The organism is Paenibacillus sp. A3M_27_13, from assembly GCF_024213315.1.
Classification (GTDB): Bacteria; Bacillota; Bacilli; order Paenibacillales; family Paenibacillaceae; genus Paenibacillus; species Paenibacillus polymyxa_B.
Genome location: NZ_JANAVE010000003.1, coordinates 41,936 through 59,721 on the forward strand (window position 1 = coordinate 41,936; position 17,786 = coordinate 59,721).

General features: G+C 49.5%; 15 protein-coding genes. All 15 read left to right on the top strand.

Annotated elements, in window-relative coordinates; translation table 11 throughout:
• Position 1: 1 nt before the first annotated feature.
• Positions 2–1,360 (top strand): replicative DNA helicase, encoded by a 1,359-nt coding sequence (gene dnaB / locus NLX82_RS13145; protein ID WP_023991136.1) that lies wholly within the window; start codon positions 2–4, stop codon positions 1,358–1,360.
• A gap of 377 nt (positions 1,361–1,737) precedes the next feature.
• Positions 1,738–3,024: an adenylosuccinate synthase gene (locus NLX82_RS13150; RefSeq protein ID WP_025723148.1), complete on the top strand. Its 1,287-nt coding sequence runs from the start codon at positions 1,738–1,740 to the stop codon at positions 3,022–3,024.
• A gap of 203 nt (positions 3,025–3,227) precedes the next feature.
• Positions 3,228–4,052 carry an ABC transporter permease gene (locus NLX82_RS13155; RefSeq protein ID WP_023991134.1) on the top strand — a complete coding sequence of 275 codons (825 nt, stop codon included), beginning with the start codon at positions 3,228–3,230 and terminating at the stop codon, positions 4,050–4,052.
• A 53-nt stretch (positions 4,053–4,105) separates the two neighbouring features.
• Entirely contained in the window at positions 4,106–5,137 is a 1,032-nt protein-coding gene (locus NLX82_RS13160; RefSeq protein ID WP_034095133.1) for an ABC transporter ATP-binding protein, read from the top strand.
• Between the two features lie 98 nt (positions 5,138–5,235).
• The gene (locus NLX82_RS13165) at positions 5,236–6,405 is read left to right on the top strand and encodes an extracellular solute-binding protein (RefSeq protein ID WP_025723151.1); all 1,170 of its coding nucleotides are present in this window, start codon (positions 5,236–5,238) and stop codon (positions 6,403–6,405) included.
• A 2-nt stretch (positions 6,406–6,407) separates the two neighbouring features.
• Positions 6,408–7,250, top strand: coding sequence for an ABC transporter permease (locus NLX82_RS13170; RefSeq protein ID WP_076295142.1), 843 nt, complete (start codon positions 6,408–6,410; stop codon positions 7,248–7,250).
• Positions 7,251–7,281: 31 nt separating this feature from the next.
• Positions 7,282–8,796 carry a hypothetical protein gene (locus NLX82_RS13175; RefSeq protein ID WP_076295143.1) on the top strand — a complete coding sequence of 505 codons (1,515 nt, stop codon included), beginning with the start codon at positions 7,282–7,284 and terminating at the stop codon, positions 8,794–8,796.
• Complete coding sequence (locus NLX82_RS13180; protein WP_076295144.1) at positions 8,793–9,260, top strand: hypothetical protein; 468 nt, start codon at positions 8,793–8,795, stop codon at positions 9,258–9,260. The genes NLX82_RS13175 and NLX82_RS13180 overlap by 4 nt, the downstream gene beginning before the upstream one ends.
• Positions 9,253–10,260: a CehA/McbA family metallohydrolase gene (locus NLX82_RS13185; protein WP_076295145.1), complete on the top strand. Its 1,008-nt coding sequence runs from the start codon at positions 9,253–9,255 to the stop codon at positions 10,258–10,260. The genes NLX82_RS13180 and NLX82_RS13185 overlap by 8 nt, the downstream gene beginning before the upstream one ends.
• Before the next feature lie 27 nt (positions 10,261–10,287).
• Positions 10,288–11,004, top strand: coding sequence for a GntR family transcriptional regulator (locus NLX82_RS27745; RefSeq protein ID WP_254348238.1), 717 nt, complete (start codon positions 10,288–10,290; stop codon positions 11,002–11,004).
• A 147-nt stretch (positions 11,005–11,151) separates the two neighbouring features.
• Positions 11,152–11,808: a hypothetical protein gene (locus NLX82_RS13195; protein ID WP_068939296.1), complete on the top strand. Its 657-nt coding sequence runs from the start codon at positions 11,152–11,154 to the stop codon at positions 11,806–11,808.
• A 323-nt stretch (positions 11,809–12,131) separates the two neighbouring features.
• Entirely contained in the window at positions 12,132–13,655 is a 1,524-nt protein-coding gene (locus NLX82_RS13200) for a M23 family metallopeptidase (protein ID WP_023991125.1), read from the top strand.
• Positions 13,656–13,887: 232 nt separating this feature from the next.
• Positions 13,888–14,619, top strand: coding sequence for a response regulator YycF (yycF, locus tag NLX82_RS13205; RefSeq protein ID WP_023991124.1), 732 nt, complete (start codon positions 13,888–13,890; stop codon positions 14,617–14,619).
• 71 nt (positions 14,620–14,690) lie between these two features.
• Positions 14,691–16,445 (top strand): cell wall metabolism sensor histidine kinase WalK, encoded by a 1,755-nt coding sequence (walK, locus tag NLX82_RS13210; protein WP_416145706.1) that lies wholly within the window; start codon positions 14,691–14,693, stop codon positions 16,443–16,445.
• A complete protein-coding gene (locus NLX82_RS13215) occupies positions 16,442–17,782 on the top strand; it encodes a YycH family regulatory protein (protein WP_254348245.1) in 1,341 nt (446 codons plus the stop codon). The genes walK and NLX82_RS13215 overlap by 4 nt, the downstream gene beginning before the upstream one ends.
• The last annotated feature ends 4 nt before the right edge of the window (positions 17,783–17,786 follow it).

A 17,786-nucleotide genomic window follows, 5' to 3' on the forward strand; every position in this document is an offset into this window, starting at 1 on the left:
TATGGGCGGCGAATTTTTTGATCGGATTCCTCCGCAAAATCTGGAGGCTGAACAGGCGGTTATCGGGTCTATTTTGCTCCAGTCTGAAGCACTGATTACCGCAATGGAGCGGGTGCAAACCGAGGACTTTTATGATAAGGCTCATCAGATGATTTACGAAGCAATGATTGAGCTGGGTGAATCCGGACAGCCGATTGACTTGGTTACGCTGACCTCGAAAATTCAGGACAAGGGACAGCTAGAGGATATCGGCGGTGTCAGTTATCTGGCGAAGCTGGCTCACGGGGTGCCAACAGCGGCTAACGTGGATTACTATGCCCAGATCATTGAAGAAAAAGCGATGCTTCGTCGCTTGATTCGTGCAGCTACACAGATTGTGAGCGAAGGCTATAGCAGTGGCGAAGATGTCGCTGGTATGCTGAGCGATGCTGAGCGCAAGATTATGGAGATATCCAACGGGCGCTCAGGTAGCGGCTTTATTGCCATCCGCGATGTCGTGATGGAAGTGTTTGACCGCGTTGAATTGCTGCATCAGAACAAGGGCAATACGACCGGGATTCCGTCCGGGTTTGTTGATTTGGACAAGATGACGGCGGGTTTCCAGCGCAATGACTTGATCATTGTGGCCGCCCGTCCATCCGTAGGTAAAACAGCGTTCGCTCTGAATATTGCGCAAAACGTTGCAGTTCGGGCAAAAGAGACAGTAGCCATCTTCAGTCTGGAGATGTCGGCCGCTCAGCTCGTGCAGCGGATGATTTGCGCCGAGGCCAATCTGGACGCGAACGTCATGCGGACAGGTGAATTTAAAGGCGACGACGATTGGGCGAAGCTGACGATGGGCATTGCAGCCTTGTCAGAGGCGGAAATCTATATCGATGATACGCCCGGCATCACTGTGGCTGATATCCGTGCCAAGTGCCGCCGTCTCAAGACGGAAAAGGGACTTGGCATGATCGTAATCGACTACTTGCAGCTTATTCACGGACGAGGCAAAGCAGGCGAGAACCGGCAACAGGAGGTATCCGAAATTTCACGGACATTGAAGCAAATCGCCCGTGAGCTTGAAGTGCCTGTAATTGCCCTCTCCCAGCTGAGTCGGGGTGTGGAGCAGCGTCAAGACAAGCGGCCGATGATGAGTGACTTGCGGGAATCGGGTTCTATCGAGCAGGATGCTGATATCGTGGCGTTTCTGTACCGGGATGATTACTATAATCAGGAAACAGAAAAGAAGAATATTATTGAGATTATCATTGCCAAGCAGCGTAACGGCCCGGTCGGTACGGTAGAATTGGTCTTTCTCAAAAATTATAATAAATTCGCTAATTACGAGCGTGCCCATTCGGATGCGTTCGCCGGATAACATATTAGTATCATAAGAAAAGGCTCTTTCGACGCGGATTTCGCGATCTCGAAAGGGTCCTTTTTTATAGGGTTCACGTATTTTCATATAAGGAATGAAACTCTCAATTACGAACAATACTATTTTCATGTAATATAATGTTCGCTTTTTATTTGACTTTAAAAAATGGTGCTGTTACACTTATAGTGCTGCTTCAACGCAGTGGGGAGAACAATACGCCCGGGGCTTTCCGAACCTACGGAATGTCTGCGACGGACGTTTTTTCCTGCTGTCCGAGAACGCTCCATATCTGCTCGCTCAGGCGATTGAAGTCGGATATGCGTAGTGTGTCAGCTCAAAATCAGAGTGTCTGTGGGCACTCCACGGAGGAATGAAACATGTCAACTGTAGTCGTTGTGGGAACACAATGGGGAGACGAAGGCAAAGGTAAAATCACGGACTATCTGGCGGAAAGCGCTGAAGTGGTGGCCCGTTACCAAGGCGGAAACAATGCTGGTCATACGATTCTCATTGACGGTAAAAAGTACAAGCTGAGCCTGATTCCATCCGGCGTTTTTTATGAAGATAAAAAGTGTGTTATTGGCAACGGCATGGTAGTAAATCCAGCCGCTCTTATTGAAGAAATTACTTACATTCATGATAATGGCTTTTCCACAAAAAATCTGGTCATTAGTGACCGTGCACATGTGATTATGCCGTACCATATGACGCTGGATGTGCTGGAAGAAGACCGCAAAGGTCCTAACAAAATTGGTACTACCCGTAAAGGGATCGGCCCTGCTTATATGGATAAAGCTGCACGTAACGGTATTCGTATTGCTGATTTGCTGGATGCAGAGGAATTCGAAAAGAAGCTGCGCCACCAAACGAAAGAAAAAAATCAAGTGATTGAACAAGTATACGGCGGCGAGCCATTGGACGTAGAAGAAATACTGAAACAGTATCTGGAGTATGCTGAATTTATCCGTCCTTATGTAGGAGATACGTCTGTCGTGTTGAATGATGCGATTGACGCAAATCAAAAGGTACTGTTCGAGGGTGCGCAAGGCGTTATGCTCGATATCGACCAAGGTACGTATCCGTACGTTACGTCCTCCAACCCGTCGGCTGGCGGCGTATGTATTGGTTCCGGTGTAGGCCCGTCCAAGATTCAACAAGTCATCGGTGTGGCTAAATCGTACACCACTCGTGTAGGTGATGGACCCTTCCCAACTGAGCTGAACGATGAAGTCGGCGATTACATTCGTGAAACAGGTCATGAGTACGGTACGGTTACAGGTCGTGCTCGTCGTGTTGGCTGGTTTGACAGCGTTGTTGTGCGTCATGCCCGTCGTGTCAGTGGGTTAACGGGTCTTTCCCTGAACTCGCTGGATGTATTGACTGGCCTGAAAACAGTGAAAATTTGTACAGGTTACAAGTACCGCGGTGAGGTGATTACGCATTATCCGGCTAGCCTAAAAATGCTGGCGGAATGCGAAGCGGTATATGAAGAAATGCCAGGTTGGAGCGAAGACATCACTGGTGTGAAAACGCTGGAGGAACTGCCTGAGACTACACGCAATTACGTACAACGCGTGTCTGATCTGACAGGTATCCCAATTGCTATTTTCTCGGTTGGGCGTAATCGCGATCAAACAAATCAGGTGCTTCCGATTTATTTGTAGGACAAGAATGATATAGCTATTGATACACGTTCAAAGAGAGAGGCTGTTAGCAGCCTCTCTCTTTTTTTATTCTGTGAAGTGTTAAATGGTATCTTCCCCTTTACATAATCTTATCTTCCTTGTCGATTTGTGATAACAAACCCTCTCTATAATCCAAATAGAAAAGAGATTCGGACGTCTAGACGTCTTGAGAGGGATGAATTATGAACTGGTATCTTCGCTCACTCGGCACACGCAAAATTGTGGAATTCATCGTGCTTGTCATTTTCGTCATTTTTTTCCTAGGGCCTCTGACCAATCTTCTCCTTTTGGCGGTTTCGGGAAAATGGCAGTATCCTGCACCGCTCCCGCAGAGCTTGTCACTGGAATGGTGGAAGTTTGTACTTACCCAGGATGATGTACTCAGCTCGATTTCCCTATCCTTCCTGATTGCGATTACCGTTACGGTCTGCTCCATTATCGTATGTATTCCTGCTGCTTATGCCTTTGCACGAATTTCTTTCCCGCTCAGTAAGTGGTTTCTTTTCTCATTCCTGCTTACGCATGCTTTTCCGAAAATGGGTTTGTATGTGTCCATTGCCGTACTATTCTACCAATTCGGGTTGATGAACACCTTTGCAGGCATTGTGCTTATCCATATGGTAAACACGCTCATGTATATGACCTGGATTCCTTCCTCTGCCTTCCGCAGCGTACATCGTGCACAGGAGGAGTCAGCGCGGGATGCCGGAGCCGGACCATTTCGGGTGTTTTGGAAAATCACCTTTCCTATGGCGCTGCCCGGCATTGTGGTCGCCTCCATCTTTACCTTTCTTGCTTCACTAGATGAAGCACAGGGGACACTCCTTGTCGGAACACCGGACTATAAAACAATGCCAGTCATCATGTATTCCATCATTGCTGATTATCCGAGCACAACGGGCGCTGTTTTCTCTGTCATTCTTACCCTGCCAACGATCATTCTGCTATTGGCAGCCAAGCGTTTTGTAAGTGCGGATGTACTGGCAGGCGGATTTCAGGTGAAATAACGTAATTGGTCAAAAGAGGAGTTTGCAAAATCCTGAAAAAGGAGCCTAAGCTAATGCCCATTCAATTATCCATTCAAGAGTTAACTAAGCGCTTCAAGACAGGAGACGGAGTCAAAGGCATTTCACTTGACGTGATGAAGGGAGAGCTGGTGACACTGCTGGGACCTTCCGGCTGTGGTAAAACAACCGTGCTTCGCTCCATTGGCGGCTTTTTGGACCCGGACAGTGGCGACATTCAGATTCAGGGTAAAAGCGTACTCAAACTGCCGCCCGAAAAGCGTCCGACGGCTATGGTGTTCCAAAGTTATAATTTGTGGCCGCATATGACCGTGTATGACAACCTGGCTTTCGGGTTGAAGATTCGAAAGGTGAAGAAGACAGAAATTGACCGTCAGGTGAAGGAAGCGCTAGCGCTGGTTCGGCTAGAGAGCGCAGAGCGTAAAACGCCGGGACAGCTCTCGGGCGGTCAGCAGCAGCGGGTAGCACTCGCTCGGGCTTTGCTGCTAAAGCCTGATGTATTGCTGCTGGACGAGCCTTTTTCCGCGCTTGATGCCAAATTGCGCATGGAGATGAGAGAGGAGCTGCGCGATATCCAGACCCAGACAGGGATGACGATGGTGTTCGTCACCCATGATCAGGAGGAGGCGCTGTCTATTTCTGACCGAATCGTCGTTATGAATGCGGGCCGAATTGAGCAGCTCTCTTCACCGCAGGAGATTTATGACAAGCCACAGTCACTTTTTGTAGCGGGTTTTATTGGCCGTATTAATTTATTAAAGGGGGTGAGCACAGGTCGCAGTGTCTCTGTGAGCGGAATACCGTTTGCACAAGAGCATGAATACACAGGTGAATCCATGGTTGGTGTAAGACCAGAGGATATTGTTCTGACGACGGAAGAAAATGGTTCTCTAGCCGGAACGATCAGACAAGTGATGATTCTCGGGCATTATGCGGAAGTTTCGCTGGATAGCGGTACCCATCATCTGAAAATGTTTGTGCCGCGTGAACGAGCGGCCGAGCTGCGCAGTGGAGAGCACATCAGCTTCAGCTTCAGTAAAATTGTTACTTTTCCATCAGCACAGTGAAGATTCACGATCAACCTCTATATCGCATCAATGTCCATCACGAACGCATCATCTGGTGATGCTGCGAACTTGTGCAACTATCTAAAGGAGGCAACAACGTGTTTGGGAAAAAGAATATGGGTCTGGTTTTGGCAGGGGTACTTAGTTTATCGTTGTTGGCTGGCTGTGGAAACGGCGGTAATGCCGCCACGGCTACAGGGGAAGCCAAGTCTACAAAAGCGGGAGCGGCTACGGGAACGACGGAAATTTCCTTGTACACTGGAGGGTCCCTGAACGTCAAAGAGCTGTGGGAAACGTTAATCAAGGACTTTGAAGCTAAAAATGATCACGTTAAGGTCAAACTGGTGTATTTGCCAGCAGGGACCGGAGGCGCATCTACACTGGATCGTCTGATCGCAGCCAAGAAAAGCGGACAAACCGATACAGATATCGACCTGTACGAAGGCAGTCTGGATGACATCACCAAAGGGGTAGGCGAGAAACTGTGGGAAACGGTGGATGCTGCCAAGGTTCCAAATTTGAAGAATGTTGATGAAACGTATCTCAAGCAAGTCAACAATCAGGCCATTCCATACCGTGCCTCTTCGGTTGTCCTTGCCTATAACAGTGCAAAAGTAGCAACACCTCCGAAAACAGCCGACGAGCTGTACACGTGGATTCGTCAGCATCCGGGTAAGTTTGCCTATAATGATCCGTCCACTGGTGGGTCAGGCAGCTCGTTTGTGAACACGGTTATCTATAATTTCCTTCCACCAGAGGCGATGAACAGTGATGATCCGGCAAATATGAAGAAATGGGATCAAGGCTTCTCACTGCTCAAGGAACTGGGCCCTTCAATGTACCAAAAAGGAGTCTATCCTAAGAAGAACCAAGGCACGCTTGATATTTTAGCAAGTGGAGAGGTTGACATGGTTCCAGCCTGGTCTGATATGGCGCTCGAGCAACTGGCTAAAGGGCTGCTTCCAGACACGGTGAAGCTGACACAGATCGACCCTGCCTTTACAGGTGGACCCTCTTATCTGATGGTTCCTTCGCTTTCCTCCAAAAAAGAAGCAACTCAGGAATTCTTGAATTATATACTGACGCCCGAAGCGCAAACGGTGGTTATTAATAAAATGTACGGCTATCCGGGGATTAAGTGGAATCTGATGCCAACGGAGCTGCAAGAGAAATTTAACAGTGTATCTTCTGGATACCGCAGCTTTAACAGCGGAGAGCTTCAGCAGGAAATCTACAAACGCTGGCAAAGTGAAGTAGCGGGCGGTTGATCATGAGTTCATTGTCCAAAAGGGGGATGCTGGGGCTTGCCCTGGTCATCCCGTCTTTTCTCATTTTGCTGGTCGTCGTTATTATTCCGATTCTCTATGCCGTAAAGGAAAGCTTGATTGATCAATATGGAACGGGCTACGGTCTGGCCAACTATATTCGGCTGTTCACGGAACCTGCCATGCGTAGAAATATCATGTATACCATTAATGTCACGTTAGTCTCGACGGCCCTTACTCTGGTCATCAGCTATGCTTTGGCGGTTTATCTGAGATTCGGTAAAGGGGTTGTCGTGAAGTGGATAGGTCGGTTGTATTTTATTCCGATGTTTGTTCCCGGTGTAATTGCAACGTATGCGATCATTACTATGTATGGTAATCACGGTTGGGCTACACGTCTTTTGCTGCCGCTTGGCATTGAGACGATTCCGAGGATTATTTATGACTACAAAGGGCTGGTGCTGGCTAATTTGTGGTTCAACATTCCGTTCGCAACCATGCTGCTCAGCTCGGCACTTGCCAGCATTCCAAACGCTGTCGTCGAAAGTGCCAGAGATGCCGGAGCCAGCACGATGCAGCTGTTTGGGCGCTTTATTTTACCCCTTTCCTACAAAACGATGTGGGTTGCGGTGACCTTCATTTTCATGGGAATCATGGGAAGCTTTACGGCTCCCTTCCTGATCGGTGCCAACTCACCACAAGTGCTGGGTGTTGCGATGCAGCAGGTGTTTTCCAGCTATCAGGAGACGCATACGGCCAGCGCAATGGCAGTGTTTATGTTTCTACTGTGTTCTTTTATGGGCTACTTTTATATTCGGACAATGGTGAAGGATGCGGATGCCAGCTAGACCGCCGTTATACACTAAGGAGGTTACAGGGATGAACAGCCAAGCAGAGGTGCAAATTACCGGGTTTAGTGGGCGAGTGTGGGAAAAGGATCTGCTGGATTGCGGTTATCGGATTGCCTTACACAAGGCGGAGGTTGAGCTCAGTCCGGGAAACGGATTCCGGTTTACATTTTCCATGCCAGAAGACGGATACGCGGAGCTTGATCTGTTCGCCAGATCAGACAGTGACTGGGCTGCGACAGATCGAGAATCTGCCTTCGTACGTCTCTACCTGAATGAAGCCTATAATCAAGATGTCATTTTGTACTATGGTAGCAGTCAGGGAGTGTACACCCGTTTGTTGGGATATCTAAAAGAAGGCGATTATGAGGTCTATGCCGAATTCCGCGAACTGGAATCGGCTCCGCTTGTATCTCGAGCATGGATCGACGGGGTTGAACTGCGCTGCGTGGCTGATTCCTCTCCAAGATCGCTGATTTATCGCCATACCCCGCTTTTATATGGCCGCAATCTGTCACATCCCTATGAGAATCGCTTTACAGATACACCGCTTGTTTTGTTCTATTCCATAGAAGTGAACGAGGGGAAGACGGTCATCGAATACCAGATGATGTTCAGCCATGAAGATGAGGGAACGCCCGCGCCGCTGCTTATGAGCAAATGGGGAAGAACCACCGATATCGAATGGATGTACCGCGTAGAGCTGGATGCAGGGGGCAATGTTCTGGAAGCTGTTTTCCAGGGGGCACATCATATTACGACTGCGTTTAATGGCAATTATGATCTGGGCGGGCATCCTGTTCTCCAATCCGCAACAACCAACGGAAACTTTAAGGATGACATTTCATCGGACTATCGTTTTATGCTGCCGCCTGCTTTCCATTGGAAACCAGAGGAAGAGCCGCGTGAGGCTGTCATGAGCCGTTTTCCTTTTGCCTATCAGGTCACTGGGTGGGAGATGGAACGTCAGCAGGAGCTGGAAATGCCATCACAAGCGTCTTCCATTACACTTGCACACCAGCGTAGCTATGTGTTTATCCAGACTTCAAAACGTCCCTTGCGGGATTCAGGCAGAGAATTGTCTCCAGGGTTCAAGCCTGGCTTCAATCGGCGTGAGGAGGATGCCTGTGTCGATGTTCAGCTTCGTCTTCACGGCTCGGAGCAGTGGTATTCATCGTGCCATCATGATCTGAGACTCGGGGATTTTAGAGCCGCTTATGAGGGGGCAGAGTCACACTTTTCCACCACGATCAAGCTGTCTGGAGAGGCTGTGCTTGAGGATATAGCTGAAATCAGAGCCGTATTGCTGGAAGGCGGTGCGGACAGCATGGAAGTGGTCGGACTGTGTGCTTTTACGTTAAACGAAGATAATCTCCCGCAGTTTCCAGGTATTCGTACAGACCGGGTGATTGAGCTGACGCGGCTTCAACCCGTGGGTGTTTTGTGGGCGGCAGACAAAGACATGTCGGGTGATGAAGTACATACTGTGAATGATATGGTGAGACATGTTGTGGATGAACCGTCTAGCCAGGATGGGGAGTCATGAGCAGACTACTGTATGTGGAAGGAACGGTCGACAGAACCTGCACCCAGAGCCATATTACGTACTCTTTTCATATTCCACAGCCGACTGAAACGATCCGTATTCACTTCTCTTACACGCCCAAGTTATTGGAGGATCAAGAGCAAGCACGAGAAATCATTGAGGAAAGCATGAGCAAATACGGATACGACGAGCCGGGGCATTCATCCGATCTATGGAAGAAGTATATACCGCTGCAAAATTTATTAACGCTGTCTGTCGATGATCCTCTCCGTCACCGCGGAAATGCGCACCGTCCCGAGATGCAGCAGGAGCATTGGCTCGGTTCGTCTGCGGCTTCCCCCGGATTCCTTGCAGGAGATCATCCGCCAGGCATGTGGCGGATTACGGTCAGTCTGCATGCCGTTGTGACCGAGACGCTTGCCTACCAAATTCATGTATTGGGGGAGGAAGCAGCATATGCTTAAATGGATTCCAGCTGAGCTTCACACCCATACGCTTCACAGCGACGGCAAGCAAACACTGGAGGAGCTGGCCCAAAGTGCAGCCAATCTCGGGCTTGAATGTATCGCTATGACGGATCACAACACGCAATCGGCACTTGCGGATCAGGAACGGGTTCAGCGGCAGTTCGGTCTCCCCATCATTTCAGGGATGGAGTGGACGACCTTTTACGGGCACATGCTGACGCTTGGGGTTGACCGCTTTATCGACTGGCGTGTGCTGGGACCAGATGACATCCATGAGGGGATTCGGCAGGTGCATGAGCAGGGAGGCATTGCAGGGATTGCCCATCCGTTCAGGATCGGAAGTCCGATCTGCACGGGGTGCTTTTGGGAATACACGATTCAGGATTGGCATGAGGTGGATTATATAGAGGTCTGGTCAACGCTTATGCCATCTATTAAGCGGGATAGCCAGCGGGCGTTTGCCATGTGGACCGATTTGTTGAATCAGGGGTATCGCATCACTGCGGTAAGCGGTCGGGACTGGCATGTATCTAAACCAGATGATGCGCTTCCGGCTGTTACGTATTTGGGTGTTCATGATGAAGCAGAAGAGCGAGAAGGTTTAGCAGGTCGGGCAGTTGATGCGATTCGCCACGGTTCAGTGTCAGTTACGATGGGACCGTTACTGACGATGTGGGCACAGATTAAGGGCAAAGAAAATCGTTATCACATCGGCGAATGTATAGAGCTGACTGTAGAGGATTCACTATCGGTGACGGTTCAATTGGATGTGGAAGCAAGAGCATCCCATTATAACCTCAAGCCTCAGAATCTTCGTCTTCTGCTGACAAGTAGTCATGGAATATGCTCCGAGATCCAGGTCCCTGCTCACACAGGAGAATATACGCTGTCATTGCAAGATCCGCTAGGAAAGGGCTGGATAAGAGCCGAGCTTTACGGCTGCATGGAAGACTGCGTGATGATGATTGCTTTTACGAATCCGATTTATATGGCTTAACACAATAGAAAGGCTGGGCTTCGGACGGTGTCAACAAAACAAGAGAACATAAAGCAGCTTATAGAAGAATATATGAAGGTTAATCAAATGGGTCCGGGGGATCGGCTGCCGTCGGAAACTGCACTTTCCCAATCGTTTCGTGTCTCGCGTACGACGCTAAGGGGAGCTATTCGCCAACTGGAATCGGAAGGTAAGCTACTAGTAAAACACGGGAGTGGCACGTTTGCTACTTGTCCGCTGCCGAGTATTCCAAGCTCGCTGGACCGCCTGTACAGCATCGGGGACATGATTCGTTCGGCAGGGTTACGGGAAGACGAGCAGCTGGAATCCATTCAGAGAATTTCGGTTTGCCCTCCTGATATTGCCGAACAGATGAGATTTTCCGAGAATGAGCCCATGATTGCTCTAGAGCGTACACGCACTGCCAACGGAGAGGCTGTAGCCCACTCTATAAACTGGATGCCAGAGAAATTAGCCGGACCCATTCTGGAAGATGACTCTTTTTCAGGCTCGCTTTTTCAGAGTCTTGAGTTCAAGGCGGGGGTGCGAATCGTCGGAGCATATTCCGAGCTTACCGTTCCCAACTATGACGACGCACATATGACACGTCTGCTGAAGCATCCGCAGGCTACGGTATTACTATTGAAGCAGCTTCACTATGATGAAATGAACAGGCAGGTGCTGTATTCTCTGGATTATGTCCGCAGTGACATTTTCCGTTTCTGGGTGCGTCGTACGCGCTGATTCAATCAGAATGTGGCATCTTCTATTGAATTGTGCTAGTTTTACATATTCCATGGGTTAAAAATCGTCATATCTCGTCAATACTGATCTATATGCACTTCATGATGATACACACATGGCAGGATGCGTATAAGGAGGTAACGGGATATGAGGTGGCTTGGATGGCTGCTCAAAAAAGGAATGACGGTGGTGTTGGTTAGCGCACTAACGCTGGCAGTGACAGGTGTAGTCGTTAATGCTTATGTTCAATCGCTGCTGCGGCAGTTTAACATTCAGCTCGATCATCAGCCCATATGGGGATTGGGTTGGCTAAAAGGCAGTGCGGGTACGGACCAAAGCACAAACACGGGGAAGAACAAGACGACGGGAAGTGGCTCGGGAAGTGTAACACCGCCTGATGATGCGTTGCCTGTCATGGGACAGGGCTTAGAAGAAAGCGGGAGTGAGGCTGGTGGCGTAGCCAGTGGCAAGGTATCTCAGGAGGGGGCCACGTCGGCCGGAACATCAGGCAACGAGTCACGGAAGCAGGCAGAAGGTACAGCTACACCCGGAACGAGTATTGAAGGCCATGATTTAGTGATTACGCCCGACCATTTGACGGAGAAGAAGAACAACTTACCGGCTGCACAGAAGCAGGAAATTTTTGCGATTCTGATGAATAAGCTGCCGCCGGAGGAGATGCAGAAAATATCAGCTGCGATGGAAGGCGGTCTCACCGAGCAGGAGCTTCAGGATATTCAGCAGGTGCTTGCGAAGTATTTGACCAAAGAGGAATATAACAAGCTGATGGATTTGCTTAAATGAGTATTTTGCAAAATCTTGAATAATAAACGATGAATTCATGGGAAATGTTTATGCTCAAAATAGGACTATAGAATCCGCGCCATGCGCGGATTTTTTTGCGTGTCAGGAAGGAATTGGAGTGTAGTTGAATTCTTTGTAAAGGCTATGTTAAAGTAAACAGTGTTGTGAAAAGGTTAAATTTTTGAAACCTTTTACGCAACTATGCAATGGTAGATAGCGACTAATATCATAGATGCTTGTGAATACGGGCTAGGTTCATAATGTGAAAGACCAATAACGAACGCATTTATATAGAGATAAGATATGCTGAAAAGGAGAGAGTCATGAAGGTTTTGAGGGAGCAGGATTCACCAGACAGCAGGAATGCAGACTCAAACGTTGCAGACAAGCCTGCTGTGGAAGCGGGGAAAATAGCAAAGTGGTGGAGCGGTCGGAGAAAATGGTTGAGCTGGACGGCAGGCGGTGTGGTGATTGCAGGCAGTCTTATTTTTGCGAGTAATCAGTATGTCGGGGCTAACACAGTTCCTTATTATAAAGTGTATGTAAAAGGCGTCGAGGTCGGGAATATCTTGAATGAGCAACAACTTAAACAGCTGTACGCAACGAAGAGCAAACAATATAAGGACAAGTATCCCGGCGTCGATATGGTGCTCAATACGAGCGCGGTAACGACAGGCATTGAGAAGGCATATAAGGCGGATATCGACAGCGCGGCCACGCTAAAGAAGCTGGACGGTATGCTGACAGCGTATGCCAAAGGGGTAGAAGTGAAGGTCAACGGTCAGACGGTTGGCATTGTAAAGGACAAAGCGACTGCACAAGCGGCTTTAAAGCAAGTACAGAAGAAGTACACACCTGTGGGTGAGGGTACATCTACAGGTATCAAGGGGCTGGTTCGCAAAACATCCGTGGGCAGCAGCCATGCGAGTGCTAGTACTAAAACCCCTAAAGCATGGCTGGAGTCTGCCGGTATCCGTGAGAAAATCGCGTACGAGCCTGTGAAAGCAGACCCGAACAAGGTGCTGACGGAGGCAGAAGCAGTCAAAGTGTTGACTGAGGGGCGTGAGGCTCCTATCACGTATACAGTGCAAGAAGGCGATTCTTTGTCGTCGATTGCAACTAAATTTAATATGACCGCTTGGGAGATTAAGCAGAACAATCCCGGCTCGCGTGAGCTGTATTTGCAAATTGGGGACGAATTGAAGCTTACTGCTCCGAAGGCTCCGGTTACGGTCCGAACAGTAGAGAAGGTCGTCGAACAGATTGCCATCGAGCCTGAGGTTGAGATTCGCCAGAGCGATGAACTGAAGGCAGGAGTTACCAAAGTGGTCAGACCGGGACAAGCAGGTCTTAAAGAGATGGACTATCGTTTGACCAAGGAGAACGGTGAGGTCGTGCAAGAGGAATGGCTCGGTCAAAAGGTGCTGCAGCCGTCTGTTACTGAGGTGGTTCTCAGAGGAACGAAGGTCGTGGGAGAAGGCTCAGGACAGTTCGCTTGGCCGGTGTCCGGCGCATCGATGTCGAGTAGCTTTGGCGCACGTTGGGGACGTATGCATGAGGGTGTGGACTTGGTCGGTAGTGCTGACATTCACGCATCAGATGAAGGCGTGGTATCATTTGCAGGTCAGCAGAATGGATACGGCAATGTTATTATGATCGATCATGGCAACGGCTACCAAACCGTGTACGGGCATTTGAGCAGCATTGGCGTTCATGTAGGACAGGTGGTTCAGCAAGGCGAGTCGATTGGGGTCATGGGGAACACAGGACGCTCGACCGGAACGCATCTGCATTTTGAAATTCGTAAAGATAATACGCCACGCAATCCAATGACGTATTTAAGATAGATTGGATATTTATAGCGAGAGTTACATGATTTATGAGAATCAAAGGGAAAGGCCATGTTTTTCTGCATGCTTAACATTAGGTGCAGGCATGGTTTTTTTCTGCGTAAAGAAAAGGGTCTAGAGAAGTAATGGAATGGCTCACGGGTATGATAGAATAGAATAAACATCTTATAGGTACTGACAAACGTAAGTTAATTATAAATTATGATCCGTGAAGAGAGGTGAACGCTATATGCAGGGAACGATTCTGGTAGTGGATGATGAACAGCCAATCGCTGATATTTTAAAATTTAATTTGGAAAAAGAGGGCTACCAGGTGATTTGCGCCTTCGATGGAATCAGCGCGGTGGATATCGCGGTCAAGCAGCAGCCTGACCTGATTCTGCTGGATCTGATGCTACCGGGCATGGATGGCATGGACGTATGCCGCGAGGTACGTGGGCATCAGCTCCAGACGCCGATTATTATGCTGACCGCTAAGGACGGCGAAATCGACAAAGTGCTGGGGCTGGAGCTGGGCGCGGACGATTATGTGACAAAGCCGTTCAGCACACGGGAATTGCTGGCACGGGTGAAGGCACAGATGCGCAGACAGCAACGCGGCGGGGCAGGCACGTCGGAAAGCCGACCGCAGGAGGATAAGCAGGGGCTGCGCGTGGGCGACCTCTTTTTTGATACGGATATGTATACAGCTTACAAAAACGGAACACCGCTTGACCTGACGCACCGTGAGTATGAGCTATTGCACTATATGGCGAAGAATGCTGGAAAAGTCATGACGCGGGAGCATTTGCTCCAGGCAGTATGGGGCTTCGAATACTACGGGGATGTGCGGACAGTAGATGTGACCATTCGGAGGTTGCGCGAGAAGATTGAGGAGAACCCGAGCAAGCCGGAGACCATCCTGACACGCCGTGGTCTTGGATATATCGTTAGCGGGGGCAAAGGTGGCCTGCGGGCATGAGATGGCTGTCTTTCTTTCGTACCATTCATGCAAAGCTGATTATTATCTATGTGTTGCTAATCTTGGTGGCTATGCAGCTGATTGGGGTCTACTTTGTCAGCTCGATGAAGAACTCTCTCACGAGTAATTTTACGCAGGATTTGCAAGCACGGGCGGAGATGCTGTCCGTGCTGGCGGAGCAGGATCTGAGTGGCAGTGACGGCAAAATGGAAGAAGACAGCGTGGAAAGCCTGCGTGCACGCGTGAATAATTTGTTTGATTTCAGCGGCGCGGAAATTCAGGTGCTGGATGCCAGCGGCAAAGTATTAATTACTTCTCAGGGTTCACACGCCGATTATGTCGGACGCAAAAATACGCAGACAGTGGTCAGCCGCGCACTCCAAGGTATCCGTGATAACGAGGAATACATGGTGGACGAGGATAATGTCCGCAAGAAGGTCGTCGCCAAACCTGTTATCAGCCAAGGCAAGATTGTCGGCGCGGTGTACATCGCCGCTTCGATGACCGAGCTCTACGATACGATGAAACGCATTAACAATGTGTTTCTTTCAGGTATGCTCATTGCGCTCGCGTTGACGGCTGTGCTGGGCGTGGTATTGGCCCACACGATTACGCACCCGATTAAGGTGATGACACGTCATGCAACGGAGGTTGCCGAGGGCAAATTCGACCAGCAGATGCCTGTATTTGGTGATGACGAGATCGGCAGGCTCAGCGTGGCCTTTAACTATATGACAGGCCGTCTGCGTGAGGCGCTGTCCCAAAATGAAGAGGAGAAGGAGAAGCTCTCCTCCATCTTGACCAATATGAGCGACGGTGTAGTCGCTACTGATGACAATGGCCGGGTCATTCTAGTCAACCGTCGGGCCAGCGCCATGCTGGGCGTAAACGAGAACGAAATGACTGGAAGGCATATCGCGGTACTGCTGGGGATCGACCCGGAGGAAACCGAGGCCCTGTATAGCGGCTCTTCGGCCTCCACGCTCTTGCAGCTGGAGCCAGCCGGTCAGGATGAACCCATTGTTATCCGTGTGACATTCACGCCGATTCATCGGCGGGAATTTGGCATTACGGGAACGATTGCCGTACTCCAAGACGTGACGGAGCAGGAGGAGATGGAGACGACACGGCGGGAATTCGTAGCGAATGTATCACATGAGCTGCGCACTCCGTTGACGACCATCCGCAGCTATGCTGAGGCGCTGGATGACGGCGCGATGGCTGAACCGCAGCTCGCGGAGCGTTTCGTGGGCGTGATCCGCAACGAGACAGAGCGTATGATCCGGTTGGTTACGGATTTGCTGCATCTGTCACGGCTCGATTCCAATGAGGCACCTTTGCGGATGCAGCCTGCAGATGTGATGGAGATGCTGGACGAGGTCGCAGATCGGTTTTCTTTTCAAATGAAGCAAAAGCACATTCGCTCAGGGATGTTCGTAGAGCAGGGAATCGGTAAAGTCGTGATCGACCGGGACCAAATTGAGCAGGTGTTGGACAACCTGATGTCCAATGCGCTGAAATATACGCCAGATGGCGGGAGTATTCGGATTGAAGCTCGCCGCAATAGTGAGGGGATGCTATCCATTTCGGTACAAGACACCGGAATTGGTATTCCCAAAAAAGACCTGGACCGGATTTTTGAACGGTTTTATCGTGTAGACAAGGCGAGATCGCGCAATATGGGCGGCACGGGACTGGGACTGTCGATTGCCCGGGAAATTGTAAAGGCGCATGGGGGCCAGATTTTTCTGGAGTCGGAATACGGTCAGGGAACCTGTACGACCTTTACGCTACCCATGTCGAGTGAAGGGAGGGAAGCACAGTGAAGGAACGTTTGAAGTCCTGGACGCTTATTTTGCTGGTTGCTTCCAGCCTGATACAGACTTATTTTTTGATTTACCGCCTTCCGGGCAGTGATTCTGTACTCACTTCAGAGACGAACTATGTCAAAACCGAAAGCATGGGGCAGGAGAAAAAGATTGAGAACCTCGTGTTTCCTGATAAAATGCTCATTCACCAAGGTGAGAAGAAGCATACCGTTTTTTATCCGGGTGTTACTTTTTACGATTTAATTTATACACGGCTGGAAAGCCGAAGCTTTAACAACTTTCAACGTCGAAGTATTCAATCGGCAGACTGGGCGCGGATTCGCAGCGAAAATGAAGGCATCGAATTATCTTTTTCAGGCGGAGTCCCGGTTTCATTACTGGAGCGGGTCATGCGTCTGACGCCGGATTCGGTGTTTCAGGGAGAGACGATTAACCGCATCTGGATCTATATAGATGAAAAGAATGCCAAGCCGCACGCGCTCTTTTTCAGTGCCAGAGGCGATGTGGTGTATGAGGCGAACCAGTTCGATATGACGGTAGAGGACATCCGACAGCATGTGAATTTCGGTAAAAATGCCCCGTTGTACGAGCTGGTGGATAATCAGTACTACATTCCCGTGAATGACCTGGAAACTACACAGCCTGTGGTATATGCCGGGTTGTTTACGACGGAGCAAATGCAGCGGAATTTGTTTTTCGATCCGGGGATTACGCGCAATATTCAGGAAAAGGACGGCTCCCAAATTTATACGGACAGCAAGCGTAGTCTGCAAATCAAGCAGGAGCAACGATGGATGAGCTATACCGATCCCAGTGCGCCGGGGGCGGGTGGAAGCAGTCCGATTAGGGATGTGCTGGCCGCGGTTGATTTTGTAAATCAGCATGGTGGTTGGGATGCTTCGTATCAGCTGAAATTGAAGAGCAGTGATGAAAATCGTACAACTGTGATGTTTCAGCAGTATTATGGTGCTTATCCAGTGCTGGACACACCATCGTTCCGCTTTGGTACGATTTCGCTGCAAATCCAGCAGGAAACGGCTTCTGTCTATGAACGTTCGTTGCTGTATCTCAAGGGAGGAGAACAATCCTCAAAGAAGGTTATGATGCCGGGCGGCGAGCCCTTGAAAAAGCAACTGGAGACTGTAGGCAAAGGGAAGACGATTAGAGAACTGACTCCTGTATATCAGCCGGAGCTGATTAATGATGGATTGAAGCTTTCTCCTGAGTGGCGCGTTACGCTCAGTGACGGTTCTGTTGCTGAGATTCATGCTGTCCCTGTAACGACAGCATCGAATACAACACAAACGCAGCCAGACCAAGAGACAAAGAGGTGACAGG